12 protein-coding genes are annotated in these 13,189 nt (G+C 68.8%); 6 read left to right on the plus strand and 6 right to left on the minus strand.

The window, feature by feature from the left end:
* Positions 1-18 precede the first annotated feature (18 nt).
* From CGZ93_RS12875 to CGZ93_RS12890, 4 genes are all read left to right on the plus strand, one after another.
* Positions 19-1,299: an aromatic ring-hydroxylating oxygenase subunit alpha gene (locus CGZ93_RS12875; protein WP_094364566.1), complete on the plus strand. Its 1,281-nt coding sequence runs from the start codon at positions 19-21 to the stop codon at positions 1,297-1,299.
* Positions 1,296-1,796, plus strand: coding sequence for an aromatic-ring-hydroxylating dioxygenase subunit beta (locus CGZ93_RS12880; protein WP_212753178.1), 501 nt, complete (start codon positions 1,296-1,298; stop codon positions 1,794-1,796). Before CGZ93_RS12875 ends, CGZ93_RS12880 begins: the two co-directional genes overlap by 4 nt.
* Positions 1,793-2,536, plus strand: a complete 744-nt coding sequence (locus tag CGZ93_RS12885) for an SDR family NAD(P)-dependent oxidoreductase (RefSeq protein ID WP_229117431.1) — start codon at positions 1,793-1,795, stop codon at positions 2,534-2,536. The genes CGZ93_RS12880 and CGZ93_RS12885 overlap by 4 nt, the downstream gene beginning before the upstream one ends.
* 64 nt (positions 2,537-2,600) lie before the next feature.
* Positions 2,601-3,551, plus strand: a complete 951-nt coding sequence (locus tag CGZ93_RS12890; RefSeq protein WP_094364568.1) for a PDR/VanB family oxidoreductase — start codon at positions 2,601-2,603, stop codon at positions 3,549-3,551.
* 19 nt (positions 3,552-3,570) lie between these two features.
* Here the strand turns inward: CGZ93_RS12890 and CGZ93_RS12895 are convergent, their stop codons facing one another.
* From CGZ93_RS12895 to CGZ93_RS12905, 3 genes are read right to left on the minus strand one after another with little or no spacing between them, the layout of a single operon-like run.
* Complete coding sequence (locus CGZ93_RS12895; RefSeq protein ID WP_094364569.1) at positions 3,571-4,191, minus strand: response regulator transcription factor; 621 nt, start codon at positions 4,189-4,191, stop codon at positions 3,571-3,573.
* The gene (locus tag CGZ93_RS12900; RefSeq protein WP_094364570.1) at positions 4,181-4,474 is read right to left on the minus strand and encodes a hypothetical protein; all 294 of its coding nucleotides are present in this window, start codon (positions 4,472-4,474) and stop codon (positions 4,181-4,183) included. The genes CGZ93_RS12895 and CGZ93_RS12900 overlap by 11 nt, the downstream gene beginning before the upstream one ends.
* A 38-nt stretch (positions 4,475-4,512) precedes the next feature.
* A complete protein-coding gene (locus CGZ93_RS12905) occupies positions 4,513-5,793 on the minus strand; it encodes an amidase (RefSeq protein WP_208109116.1) in 1,281 nt (426 codons plus the stop codon).
* Between the two features lie 220 nt (positions 5,794-6,013).
* Between CGZ93_RS12905 and CGZ93_RS12910 the strand changes: the two genes are divergently transcribed.
* Entirely contained in the window at positions 6,014-7,423 is a 1,410-nt protein-coding gene (locus tag CGZ93_RS12910) for an MFS transporter (RefSeq protein ID WP_094364571.1), read from the plus strand.
* A 202-nt stretch (positions 7,424-7,625) separates the two neighbouring features.
* The gene (locus CGZ93_RS12915; RefSeq protein ID WP_094364572.1) at positions 7,626-8,819 is read left to right on the plus strand and encodes a flavin reductase family protein; all 1,194 of its coding nucleotides are present in this window, start codon (positions 7,626-7,628) and stop codon (positions 8,817-8,819) included.
* A 12-nt stretch (positions 8,820-8,831) separates the two neighbouring features.
* Here the strand turns inward: CGZ93_RS12915 and ligA are convergent, their stop codons facing one another.
* Genes ligA through mnmA form a run of 3 tightly spaced genes read right to left on the minus strand, consistent with a single transcriptional unit; the run spans position 8,832 to position 13,097 of the window.
* Positions 8,832-10,976 (minus strand): NAD-dependent DNA ligase LigA, encoded by a 2,145-nt coding sequence (gene ligA / locus CGZ93_RS12920; RefSeq protein WP_229117432.1) that lies wholly within the window; start codon positions 10,974-10,976, stop codon positions 8,832-8,834.
* Positions 10,977-11,022: 46 nt separating this feature from the next.
* Complete coding sequence (locus tag CGZ93_RS12925; protein WP_094364574.1) at positions 11,023-12,045, minus strand: uroporphyrinogen decarboxylase/cobalamine-independent methonine synthase family protein; 1,023 nt, start codon at positions 12,043-12,045, stop codon at positions 11,023-11,025.
* Positions 12,045-13,097, minus strand: coding sequence for a tRNA 2-thiouridine(34) synthase MnmA (gene mnmA, locus CGZ93_RS12930; RefSeq protein WP_094364745.1), 1,053 nt, complete (start codon positions 13,095-13,097; stop codon positions 12,045-12,047). Before mnmA ends, CGZ93_RS12925 begins: the two co-directional genes overlap by 1 nt.
* Positions 13,098-13,189 lie beyond the last annotated feature (92 nt).

Raw genomic sequence — 13,189 nt, forward strand, 5'->3', positions numbered from 1 at the left:
CAGAGCAAGGAGTAATCAATGACCGTCGAACAACGTACCCGCGCCGCAGACCTGGTGTCGTCGGACCGAGTGGCGGGCCGGCTCTACACCGATCCGGAGATCTTCGCCGAGGAGATGCAGAAGATCTTCCACAAGACCTGGGTCTGGGTCGCCCATGAGAGTGAGATCCCCCAGCCCGGCAACTTCAAGACCACCTCGGTCGGCGGTGAGCCGGTGATCGTGGTGCGCGACCGCAAGGGCAACATCAACACCCTGCTGAACCGCTGTCGGCACCGCGGCGCCACCGTCTGCGACCAGTCAAAGGGCAAGGCCAACGGCTTCACCTGCCCCTATCACAACTGGTCCTATGGCCTGGACGGCAAGCTGCGTGGTATCCCCTATCCCGACGGTTACGAGGGCGTGGTGGAGAAGGCCGACTTCCCGCTGGGCCGACTGCGCACCGAGTCCTATCTGGGCATGGTGTGGGCGACCTTCAACGAGGACGCCGAACCATTGGAGGACTTCCTGGGTGACGCCAAGCTGTGGATGGAGCGATTCTTCAAGCAGAGCAACGGTTATCCGACCAAGGTGATCGGGGTGCACAAGTTCCGCTTCCGTGGCAACTGGAAGATCCAATTGGAGAACACCACCGACGGCTACCACTTCCCGATGGTGCACAAGTCGTGGATGGTCTCGGTCGACGCCGAGACCGCGGACATGATGTCGTTCATGAACGACCCGCAGGCGGTCACCCACGCCCTCGGAAACGGGCACAGCGTGGCCGTGATGGCGACCGCCCACCTGGACCTGGACGAGGACGACGGCACCGAGGAGATCCAGCCGCGGTTCGCCCACCTGGTCGAGGCCCTGCGGGCCGACGGCTACGACGAGGCGAAGATCCGGCGGATCATGCGGTCGATGCACGGCTGCGGGTTCAACCTGAACACTTTCCCCAACGTGGCCATGAGTTCGGCCTTCTTCCGGGTGCTGATCCCGATCTCGGTCGACGAGACCGAGATCTGGCACATGGCCCTGGGCATGGACGGCGGCCCTGAGATCGTCAACCAGGAACGGCTCCGGATCCATGAGCACTTTCAGGGACCGTTCGGTTTCGGCTCCCCCGATGACGCCGAGGGCTGGGACCGGGTGCAGCTCGGGGCCCAGGCCGATCCGAGCATGCCGATCCTGGTCAACCGCGGGCTGAACCGGGAGACCACCACCGACCAGGGGTGGCCGACGTCGCACGTGACCGACGAGTCGGGCATGCGGGAGGCGTACGCGATGTGGCAGCAGCTGATGAGTGCGGAGGATCAGAAGTGAACAACCAGCAAGGGATCGACCTGGCCGACGCCCGGGTGCAGCGAGCGATCGCGCTCGTCTGGCACGAGGCGGAACTGCTGGACGCGAAGGACTACCAGGCCTGGCAGGAGCTGTACACCGCCGAGGCGCACTACGTGATCCCGATCGACCCGGACACCGAGGACTTCGCCACCGCCCTGAACATGGTCTATGACGATCACCGGATGCGGCGGATGCGGGTGGAGCGGATGGTGCAGGGGTACGCCCCCTCCGCGATCGCCGCGGCACGGACTGTGCGGACCCTGAACCGCTTCAGCACCACCGAGGTGACTGACGAGCAGGTGGTGCTCCGCTCTGCACAGATCGTCTGCTCCTACAAGCGGAACCGGCACGACCTGCTCGCCGGCGAGGTCACCCACACCATCGCCCTGCGCGCCGACGGTGACCGGATCGCCGGCAAGGTGATCCGGTTGCTGAACAGCGAGGATGCGGTGAACGCGGCGGGATTCCTGCTGTGAGCGCAGGGATCGCGGTCGTCACCGGTGGTGCCGGCGGGATGGGTGAGCACATCGCCCGCCGGTTGGCCGGGGCCGGAAACCGGGTGCTGGTCACCGACCTGGATGAGGCGGCCGCCCGGCGGGTGGCCGAGGAGTTGGACCCGAGCGGTGAACGGGTGGCCGGGGCCCGGTTGGACGTGTCCAGCCGGGACGACTTCGAGGCCGTGGCAGCGCAGGTGCGCGACCGCTGGGGCGTACCGACGGTGTTGGTGAACAATGCCGCTGTCACCCAGGCGGCGGACCTGATGACGTTGTCCGCCGAGGACTTCCGCCGCGTGCTGGACGTGAACACCAGCAGCGTCTTTATGGGCTGCCAGGTGTTCGGGGCCCAGATGGCCGAGGCCGGCTATGGACGGATCGTCAACATGGCCTCCCTGGCCGGGCAGAACGGTGGGACGGCCACCGGCGGCCACTACGCCGCCTCGAAGGGCGCGATCCTCACCCTGACGAAGGTGTTCGCCCGTGAGCTGGCCGGCAAGGGGGTCACTGTGAATGCGATCTCCCCCGGACCGCACGACCTTCCGGTGGTGCACCGCACGGTGCCGGCGGACAAGCTCGCCGCCGTCGTGGCCGGGATCCCGGTCGGGCGGTTGGGCAACCCGGCGTTCATCGCCGACGTCGTCGCACTGCTCGCCTCCGAGGGGGCGGCCTTCGTCACCGGCGCCTGCTGGGACGTCAACGGCGGGCTCTACGTCCGCTGAGCAGACGGTTGCAGTTCCACCGACCCGGGGTTGCACCTCCACCGACACAGGAAAGGGATCCGCGATGAAGCTGATCGATGTCAAGGTTGCCGAGATCATCGACGAGACGCCGACGGTCAAGTCGATCCGGTTCGTCCGGGCCGACGGCCTGCCCCTCGGGGTCTATCAGGCCGGTGCGCACGTGGACGTGGTCGGCCCAACCGCGATCACGCGGCAGTACTCCCTGTGCAGCACCCCGGATGACCCGGAGTCCTACACGGTCGCGGTGAAGCGTGAGGACAAGTCGCGTGGCGGGTCTGTGGCCCTGCACGAGCTCAAGGTCGGCGACAGCCTGCAGATCAGCGAACCGCGCAACCTGCTCGCGGTGGACCTGTCGGCGAGCCACCACGTGCTGTTGGCCGCCGGGATCGGAATCACCCCGATGCTGTCGATGGCCCGCTGGCTGGACGTGCACGGTCACTCCTTCGACCTGCACTACTTCGCGCGCAGTCACGAGGACGCGGCCTTCCTGCCGCTGTTGCAGGAGCGCTGCCCGGAAAAGCTGCACACCCACCTCGGGCTAGCACCGGAGGAGCACGAGCCGGCGCTGGCCGCCTCGCTGAGCGGCCTGCCCGACGGCAGCCACGTCTACCTGTGTGGCCCCGGGGTGTTCATGGACCTGGTTCGCCGGGTGGCCGAGCGGTTCGTCCCCGAGGAGCACATCCACCAGGAGAGCTTCGTGGCCGACGAGCAGCCGGATGCCAGCGAGAACACCGCCTTCGAGGTGGAGTTCGAAGGCGATACCTATCCGATCCCGGCCGATCGCAGCATTGTCGAGGTGCTGCAGGAGAACGGCGTCGACGTCGATACCTCCTGCCAGGAAGGAATTTGCGGGACCTGCATCATGTCGGTTCTCGAGGGCACCCCGGAACACCGCGACAACGTGCTCACCAAGTCGGAGAAGGCGGCCAACGAGACCATGGCGGTGTGTGTCTCCCGCGCGAAGACCCCGAAACTGGTCCTCGACTATTTCTGAGGGGTCCGGACCCCTGCCGTCACTCCGGGATCGTCGCGCCGTAGCGGAGCACGTCGCGGACCAGGGTGTTGATCGACTCGGCGTCGGTCTTCTGCTTGATCCGCGCACGGTGCACGTCGACGGTCTTGACGCTCATGCCGAGGCGTCGGGCGATGTTCTGGCTGGGCAGGCCCTCGACGACCAGGCGCAGGATGTCGCGCTCACGCGGGGTCAGCGAGTCGACCTTCTGCTGCACGTCGTGGCGCTGCAGATGGTCCTCGAACCGCTCGCGGGCGGTTTCGATCCCCGACTGCACCACCTCGAGCAGGTGCTGCGGTTCATAGGGCTTCTCCAGGAAGTCGATCGCCCCGCGCTGCATGCTGCGCACCGACATCTTGATATCGCCGTGGGCGGAGACGAAGATGATCGCCACGTGCGGGATCTCCTCGTTGAGCACCTCCTGCAACCTGGTCCCGCTCATCCTGGGCATCCGCACATCCAGCACCAGCAACGCGGGGTGGGACCCGTCATAGGTCCGCAGGAACTCGTCGGCAGAGTCACAGGTCATCGCCTCGATCCCTGTGCTGCCGAGCAACCAGGACGCCGACTCCAGCAGCTCGGGGTCGTCGTCAACGACGTAGACCACCGGTTCAGGCGGCATCGCTGCCACCGTCGCGCCAGCGGGCCTCGGCGGTCCAGTAGTCGACCCCCGCTGCGCTCCTGCCGTGCTTCCACTCGGTGGTTCGTTCCAGTTCCGGTTCCATCTTGGCGATCGAGAGGTCGGCCGCCTCGGGTCCGTCGGCCTCGACACCCCAGTGCACCCAGTTGACCTCACGTCCGGCGTGGTCGTGCACGAACAGGTCCACGTGCCGCCAGCCGTAGTGGAGGTTGTCCACATAGCAGGTGAGGAACATCCGATGGTGTTCGGTCGGCCGGGGTTTCATGGTCTCTCCTCCACATCGTCGTGCTCGAACTCGTCGGCTCAGGTGTCGGTCCGCTGACCGGCGAGGCCGGTCTCGAGGAGCTCGCCCATCCGGAACAGCTCCCCCTCCGCCCCGGGTTGCCCGATCAGCTGGATCCCCAGCGGCAGCCCCGCCGCGGTGCGTACCCCCGGCACGGTGACCACGGGCAACCCGAGCGCCTGCCACGGCCGGCTGAGCACCGGCGAACCGGTCGCCGAGATCCCCTCCGGTGCGGCTCCCAACGCCGCCGGTCCGATGATCAGACCGCCCCCTGAAATCATCGCCGCCAGATGGACCCGGGAACGGTCCCGCCGATACAACGCGTGCTGATGCTCGTCAGCACTGATCCCGCTCCCCCGGCGCAGCAACTCGGCCAACGGCTGGCTCACCTCATCGATCCGCTCCAGCACGTCCGCCCGCTCCCGTACGGCCTCGTAGGCCATGATCACGGTGTGGTCGACGGCCAGGCTGCGCACGTGGTCGTCCCAGTCGAGCTCGGCGACCTCGACGCCGGCCTCCCGCAGCACCTGCACCGCGCGATCCACCGCCTGCTGCATCCGCGGCTCGATCTCGTCGAGCTCCGATCCGCGCCAGACCAGCACCCGCCCCCCGGAGGTGACCGGGTCGGTCCCGGTGAACGCCGACCAAGCGTACGCCAGGTCCGCCACCCGGCGGGTCAGCAACCCCAACGAGTCAAGAGATTCGCTGAGGCCGGTGATGCCGGCCAGGTCGGTGCTGCCGTGTGCCAGCACCATGCCGGCCACACCGCAGAAGGAGGCTGGGCGGGTGAGGGACCCCGCGGTCTGACTGCCCAGCGCCAGCGGAACCATCCCCGCGGCGACCGCGGCTGCCGAACCGCTTGAGGAACCACCGGGGGTGTGCCCCGGGGCGTTGGGGTTGTGGGTCGGTCCGGGCGCGAAATAGGCGTACTCGGTGGTCACCGTCTTGCCCTGCACCAGCGCGCCCAGCGATTCCAGGGCGCGTACGCAGGCGGCGGACTCGGCGACCGGGTCGGGTGAGGTGATCGTGCTGCCGCATCGGGTCGGCAGCCCGGCGACATCGATGATGTCCTTGACGGCAAGGGGAATTCCCAACAGCGGGAGCTCTCCCTGCCGCTGCTCCAGCTCGGCCAGGTCCTGCTCGATCCGCTCCGAGGGGCAGACAAACGCGTGCCACCGATGGTCGTACTGGCCGATCCGTCGCTCTGATTCCCGACTCGGTTCGGCCAGCGGCAACTCTCCGCTGTGCAACGCTGCGACCCATTCGGCCAGGGGACGGTCCCAGATCGCGTCGATTCGCACCCGAATCCCTCCCTCGCCTCCATCCTGCCCAAAATCCTCAGGGCAGGAAAGTAAAGGATTCCCGACTATCGATGTAGGGAGACCCCTTCCTAGGCTGCCGAACGACAGCCCGGTCCGACCCCAACCAGGCACCGTCTCATCGCAGAGACCGACCTAAGGAGACCTCGTGTCCGCACCTACGGACCACCGAACCACGACCCCTCCGCGTGCCCGCGGTCGGATGTCGACCCGCGCCTGGATCATCACCGGAATGCTCGTGCTGTTCCAGATCGTCGCCTTCGCCGACAAGGCCGTGCTGGGCCTGGTGGCCCCCAAGGCGATGCCCGACCTAGGGATCACCCCGGTCCAGTTCGGCTTCATCGGCAGCGCCTTCTTCTTCCTCTATGCCGTGGTGTCCATCATCACCGGCTTCCTCGCCAGCCGCTTCTCGGTCAAGTGGATCATCCTCGTCATGGGCGTGGTCTGGGCCGTGATGCAATTCCCGATGCTGATCGGTGGCGGTGCCGCTGCCCTGCTCATCACCCGCATCATCCTGGGCGGCGCCGAAGGACCGGCGACCGCCATGTCGCTGACCTCGGCCCACGGTTGGTTCGAACCCAAGAAGCGCGCCCTGCCGAGCAACCTGATCGCCGCCGGTTCCACCCTGGGGCCCGTCGTGGCCGCACCGGTCCTGGCCTGGGTGATCGTCGCCTGGGGCTGGCGGTGGGCCTTCGGCTTCCTCGGCATCGTCGGGCTCGCCTGGGTCATCGCCTGGTTGATCCTCGGCGGGGACGGCCCGTACGCCGGAAGCGGACGCCGGGTGACCCGCGACGAGACGGTCGACTCCCTGGCCGGTGTCGACAACGTCGCGGGCGCTGACGCCGACGAGGTCAGCGACCATCAGGCCGGCACCGACGAGGCCACCCGCGTCGACGGCTACCAGCCGGTCAAAGTCTGGGCCGCACTCGCCAACCTCACCTTCCTCGCGGCCGTGATCGGCGGGCTGTCCAACTTCTGGGTGCAGGGCTTCCTCACCACCTGGCTGCCGCAATATCTCAACGCCGTGGTGGGACTCTCGCTGCCCCAGGTGGGTCTGGTGACCACCTTCCCGTGGCTGATCGGCGCCGGGGTGCTGCTGCTGCTCGGCGTGATCGGTCAACGGCTGCTCAAGCGCGGTCGCAGCGTCCAGGCGGCGATCTCGGTGCCGTTCGGGCTGGCCGCGGTGATCGCGGGCGTCTCGTTCCTGACCGTGCCGCACACCAGCGGGGTGCTGGCCGTGGCACTGCTCTCCATCGCGGGCGGCTGCTCGCTGGCCTATCCGATGACCGCTTCGGCGCTGGGCTATGTGGTCGGCCCGAAGCAGCGACCGATCCTGATGGCGACGCTGGGCGGGGTCGCATCGGTGGGTGCCATCATCTCCCCCACCCTGGTCGGCTGGCTGATGACCAACGCCGGCTATGTCGCACCGCCGAAGGGTCAGCCCATCCCGCCGGCCATGGTCGAGGCCATGGCGAACGGGGTGAACCAGGCGTACACGATCACCGGGGTGGTGCTGCTCGTCGGCGGGTTGATGGCAGCCTTCCTGCTCCGGCCGGGACCGACCGGGCTTCGTCTCCAGCAGCGCCACCTCAAGGCGGACGTGCACAGCTGACGATTCCGAAGGCGATCCGTCCGCACCCACCGAAACGTGGGTGCGGGCGGATCGTCGCATTCCAAGCCCTTTCGAAACGCTCGGAATCTATATCAGGTAAAGATTTCTCGCGTGGCAACTGCAGGGCTCACCTGACACTCTTGGTGGTGGGACCTCCCCGGACGGAGCAGCGGCTCCCCGTGATCCTGAACAGGAGTCAACGATGACAGAGACCACCTCAGCCCTCGACCAGGCCATGCTGCGCGATGTGCTCGGCCACTACCCGACGGGCGTCGTCCTGGTGACCGGTGTGGCACCGGACGGGGAGCTTCTGGCGATGATCGTGGGCACGTTCACCTCCGTCTCGTTGGATCCGCCACTGGTCGCCTTCCTGCCGCAGCGCAGCTCGCGCACCTTCAGCCGGCTCCAGGAGTGCGAGTCGCTGTGCATCAACGTGCTGGCCGGTGACCAGGAGGACGCCTGTCGCAGCATCGTGTCGCGACGGGAGAACAAGTTCGTCGGGCTGGACTGGTTCCCATCCCCCTCCGGCGACCCAGTGCTGGCGGGATCTGTTGCCTGGATGGACGTCCGGCTGGAGTCAACCATCGACGCGGGCGACCACTGGATCGCCATGTGCCGGGTGCTGGACATGGCCGTGCACAACCCGGTGGCACCGCTGATCTTCTTCCAGCGCGGTTATGGCAGCTTCGTCATCCCGTCGTTGGTGGCGCGGATGGACGACGGCATCATCTCGGCGGTGCAGAGCGCCGCGGTGGCCCGCGAAGACCTGCAGCACCTGGCCAACCACATCGGTTGCGAGGTGTCGCTGCTGACCGCGGTGAACCGGGACGAGCTGGCCGCGGTCGCCTCCGCTGTGGGTCCCGGCGTCCGAACCGGGGAGGGACTCGGGGAACGGGTCCCGATGGTTCCCCCCATCGGCGATACCTACATGTGTCATGCCAGTGCGGAAGACCAGGCGTACTGGCTGGCCAAGGCCACTGGCGCCTCCGAGGAGCAGCAGCAGACCTTTGTGGACAGGATGGAGTTCTGCCGCCGGGAGGGATACCTCGTCTCCTACCTTCCCCCCGGTGACCGGGAACAGGCGTACGCCGGCATGCACCATGCGGCCCACCTGTACGCCAGTGGGCGGCTCACCCCCCAGCAGGAACGCGAGGTACGCGCCCGCATCCACAGCTCCCAGGTCGACTACTCCCCGCGGGAGCTACAGGACGATCAGCGCTACGACATCGGATCGGTGGTGCTCCCCCTGGGGCAGCGCGAAGGGTCCGAGAATCTCACCCTGCGACTCGCACAGCTGCCGCCGAAGGCGCCGGGGCACCAGGTCCGAGGCTGGATCGAGCACGCCCGCGCCACCGCGGACCGGATCGCCGAGAGCCTGGCCGCGCAGAGCGACTGAGGCTCGCCTGCCCTACTCGGTCCTCGCCAGTTCGGCCGCGGCCTCGGGTCCCTGCTCGAGCAGCACGCGGAACCCGTCACCGTCGAGGATCGGACGCTTCAGCGACACCGCCTTGTCATATTTGGATCCCGGGGATTCACCGACCACGACGAAGTCGGTCTTCTTCGACACTGACGACGCCGAGCGGCCGCCGCGAGCCACGATCGCCTCGCCAACCCCGTCGCGGGTGAAACCGTCGATGGAACCGGTGACCACGATCGACAGACCGGCCAGGGTCTGCGGGAGTTGATCGGCCGGGTCCTGCTCGGCCACCTCGTCACCGAGCACGCAGCCGGCGGCCTGCCACTTGCGGACGATCGCCACCCGCCAGTCGGTCTCGAACCACTCGCGGATCGAGGCGGCGATGGTCGGGCCGATCCCCTCCACCGCGGAGAGCTCCTCCAGCGTGGCGGCCTCGAGCACCTCGATGTTCGGGAAGGCGGCCGCCACATCGGGCGCCACCCCCTTGCCGATGTGCCGGATCGACAGTGCCACCAGGAACTTCGCGAACGGTCGGGTCCGGGCAGACGCCAGGTTGTCGAGCAGCTTCTGCCCGTTGGCGGTCAGCACCCGTTCGCCGGCGCCCGCCTCACGCTCGGCCTTCCTGGCTGTCCTGGTGAAGAATTCCGCCTTGAGCAGGTCGGCCTCGGTGAGGTTGAACAGGTCTCCCTCGTCGGTGAGCAGCCCTGCGGCGAGCAGCGCGTCGGCGGCCTGCCAGCCAAGCACTTCGATGTCCAGCGCCTGCCGGGAGGCCAGGTGGAACAATCGTTCCCGCAGCTGCGAGGGGCAGGAGCGCTGGTTGGGGCAGCGGATGTCCTTCTCCCCCTCCTTCTCCGGTTTCAGCTCGGTCCCACAGGCCGGGCAGTGGGTCGGCATCTGGAACGCCCGTTCGCTGCCGTCGCGCAGGTCCACCACCGGCCCGAGGATCTCGGGGATCACATCGCCCGCCTTGCGCAGCACGACGGTGTCGCCGATCAGCACCCCCTTGCGCTGCACCTCGAACCCGTTGTGCAGCGTCGCCATCGCCACGGTCGACCCGGCCACCAGCACCGGCTCCATCTCCGCATAGGGGGTCACCCGTCCGGTCCGGCCGACGTTGACGCGGATGTCCAGCAGCTTGGTGGTCACCTCCTCGGGCGGATACTTGTACGCGATCGCCCAGCGCGGGGCACGACTGGTGGATCCCAACCGCTGTTGCAGATCCCGCGCATCGACCTTGACCACGACGCCGTCGATCTCGTGCACGAAGTCGTGTCGCCGCTCGGCGACCTCCTCGACGAACTCCCACACCCCGGCCAGGTCCTTGACCACCCGGGCGTGCTCGGTCGTCGGCAGCCCAAACCCCTTCAGCAGCTCGTAGGCGTGGCTGAGCCGGTCCAGCTCGATCCCCTCGGCGGCGCCGATACCGTGGGCGATGAACGCCAACGCGCGACTCGCGGTCACCCGGGGATCCTTCTGCCGCAGCGAGCCGGCGGCCGAGTTGCGCGGGTTGGCGAACGGCGCCTTTCCCTGTCCCACCAGGGATTCGTTGAGCTTACGGAACGCGTCCAGGCCGAGGAACACCTCACCGCGCACCTCCAGCACCTCCGGCGGGTTGTCCCCGTGCAGCTCGTTGGGGATCGCGCGGATGGTGCGGATATTGGCGGTGACGTCCTCACCGACCCTCCCGTCTCCGCGGGTCGCGGCCCGGACCAGGCGCCCGCGCTCATACACCAGGTCGATCGCCAGCCCGTCGATCTTCAGCTCACACAGGAAACCTGACCGCTCGAGCGCGGAGCCGGCGTCGCGCTGCACCCGATCGCCCCAGCGCAGCAGCTCATCGTGGCTGAACGCGTTGTCCAGGCTCTGCATCGGTTGCAGGTGGGTGACCGCGGCAAAGGTGGCCGACGGCGGGCCGCCCACCTGCTGCGACGGCGAATCCGGCGTACGCAGGCTGGGAAACTCCTCCTCCAGCGCGTTCAGCTCGCGCATCATCGCGTCGAACTCGCCGTCGGAGATGGTCGGGGCGTCCAGCACGTGATAGCGCCAACGGGCGTCGTTGAGCTGTTCGCTCAGGTCGGCGTGCCGCTCCCGCGCCTCGGGGGTGGGTGCGGCCTGCTCCTCGTTCGTCTCGCTCACCCGGCACAATCTAGTCGGCCGCACCGACCACGCCGAGCGACCCGGGTCAGTCCGCCAGCCGCTCCGCCAACAGCCCCGCGGCCTCACGCAGCGACCGCAGCAGACCGAGCGCGGCCCGGGGCGACCACCCGGCCAAGCCGCACGCGGGGGTGAGCACCAGCCGGTCGGCCAGCACCGACCCGAGCTCGAACGGCTGGACCGCTGCCAGCGCCGCATCGCACAACCGGTCCGGGCGCGGCACCTGATCGACCTGATCGGTCCGCGCGATCCCGAGCCACAGCCCGTTGCCCTGCTCCAGCCGGGGACCGAGTCGGTCACGCGCGGCGCCGCTGAGGTGTCGTACGTCGATCGACAGGTCGTCGAACCCGGCACCCAGCACCAGGTCGACGTCCACGCCTTCGGCACAGCAGTGCAGCACGCTGCGGTACGCCGCACCCTCCGGCTGGGCGTCGACGAGCCGGGCCCGGACAGTCGACTCGACCAGGCGCAGCGCCTCGCTCGCCTCGGGGGCGTGCACGGTGCGGTGCCGCCCGAACCCGCTGGCGGTGGACACCTTCCCGGCCAGGACCTGCGGCAGCAGCGGTTCGTCCAGCTGCAACCGGACCGACGCTTCGGGGATCCGACGCGCCACCTCGGCCAGCGCGTCGGCCGCCCCCTCGGCGAGGGCACCGGCCAGGTCGCGGCGGGCGCCGTGGTCGGCGAGCACCTTGTCCCCGCGGGGCTTCTCGACGCTGGCGGCCAGCGTCCACGGTCCGGCCAGGGACACCACCAGCGCACCGGTGAACCCCTGCGCCTGCTCCTCCAGCTGGTCCAGGTCGCGGCGCCAGTCGGCGCGGGCGCGGCGTACGTCGACTCCGGGGTGGTCCACCAACCGCCAGCCGGCGGGTTGCAGGTCCAGCGACAGGCCGGCGAGCAGCGCCCCGGTGCGCCCGATCATCCCGGATCCGGCCCCGCGGGCGGGCAGTTCGACCAGGTGGGACAGCTCGGGCAGCTCACCCAGCAGCATCCGTTGCGTCGCGGCGAAATCGGTGCCGGGCCAGGACCCGAGCATGGTGACCGGGATCGTCATCAGAGCGTGGCCGCGATGGTGGCGCTGCCGATCACCCGATCGCCGGCATAGCCGACGACGGCCTGGCCGGGGGCGATACCGCGGACGGGACGGTCCAGGCGGACCCGCAGCCCGTCGGCGTCGGCGCGGAACTCCGCCGGCATCGGTTCGCCGTGCGCGCGCACCTGGGCGACCCCGGTCCACTCCCCCACCGGCCGCTCGGTCCAGGTGGTGCGGATGCCGCGGATCTCCTGCCTCGACAGCGATTCCTCGGGCCCGACGGTGACGGTGTTGTCCACCACCGACAGATTGAGCACATAGCGCGGACGCCCGTCGGCGGCCGGCGTCCCCAGGCGCAGCCCGCGGCGCTGCCCGACGGTGAAGTGGTGCGCCCCGTCGTGTTCGCCGACCTTGGCACCGGTCTCGTCGACCACGTCACCGGCGCGGGTGCCGAGCCGGCGGTCCAGGAAGCCGGCGGTGTCACCGTCGGGGATGAAGCAGATGTCGTGCGAGTCGGGCTTGCTGGCCACCCGCAGCCCGCGGGCGGCCGCCTCCTCGCGCACCTCGGACTTGAGCGATTCGCCCAACGGGAACAGCGAATGCCGCAGCTGGTGCTGGTCGAGCACGCCGAGCACATAGGACTGGTCCTTGCCCGGGTCGACCGCGCGGTGCAACTGCACCTGGCCGTCCGCCCCGGTGCTCAATCGGGCGTAGTGGCCGGTGGCCACCGCGTCGAACCCGAGCGCGAGTCCGCGCTCCAGCACGGCGGCGAACTTGATCTTCTCGTTGCAGCGCAGGCACGGGTTCGGCGTACGCCCGGCGGCGTATTCGGCGACGAAGTCGTCCACCACGTCAGCGGAGAACCGGTCGCTCAGGTCCCAGACATAGAACGGGATGCCGAGCCGATCGGCCGCCCGCCGCGCGTCGTGGGCGTCCTCCTTGGAGCAGCAGCCGCGGGCCCCGGAGCGGAACGACTGCGGGTTCTTCGACAGGGCGAGGTGCATCCCGGTGACCTCGTGACCGGCGTCGACCAGGCGCGCGGCGGCCACCGCGGAGTCCACTCCCCCGGACATCGCTGCCAGCACCTTCACCTCGGTCACCTCCCTGGATCTCCCGCTCGTTCGGACCGCCCAAGCCTACCCGGTCCCGACTTGTCAGTGGTTAT

This window comes from Enemella dayhoffiae (assembly GCF_002250625.1).
Lineage (GTDB): Bacteria > Actinomycetota > Actinomycetes > Propionibacteriales > Propionibacteriaceae > Enemella > Enemella dayhoffiae.

Coding starts and splice junctions, on each gene's coding strand:
- CGZ93_RS12875 (WP_094364566.1), top strand. CDS start 19: ATGACCGTCGAACAACGTACCCGCGCCGCAGACCTGGTGTCGTCGGAC.
- CGZ93_RS12890 (WP_094364568.1), top strand. CDS start 2,601: ATGAAGCTGATCGATGTCAAGGTTGCCGAGATCATCGACGAGACGCCG.
- CGZ93_RS12895 (WP_094364569.1), bottom strand. CDS start 4,191: ATGCCGCCTGAACCGGTGGTCTACGTCGTTGACGACGACCCCGAGCTG.
- CGZ93_RS12900 (WP_094364570.1), bottom strand. CDS start 4,474: ATGAAACCCCGGCCGACCGAACACCATCGGATGTTCCTCACCTGCTAT.
- CGZ93_RS12910 (WP_094364571.1), top strand. CDS start 6,014: ATGTCGACCCGCGCCTGGATCATCACCGGAATGCTCGTGCTGTTCCAG.
- CGZ93_RS12915 (WP_094364572.1), top strand. CDS start 7,626: ATGACAGAGACCACCTCAGCCCTCGACCAGGCCATGCTGCGCGATGTG.
- CGZ93_RS12925 (WP_094364574.1), bottom strand. CDS start 12,045: ATGACGATCCCGGTCACCATGCTCGGGTCCTGGCCCGGCACCGATTTC.
- mnmA (WP_094364745.1), bottom strand. CDS start 13,097: ATGTCCGGGGGAGTGGACTCCGCGGTGGCCGCCGCGCGCCTGGTCGAC.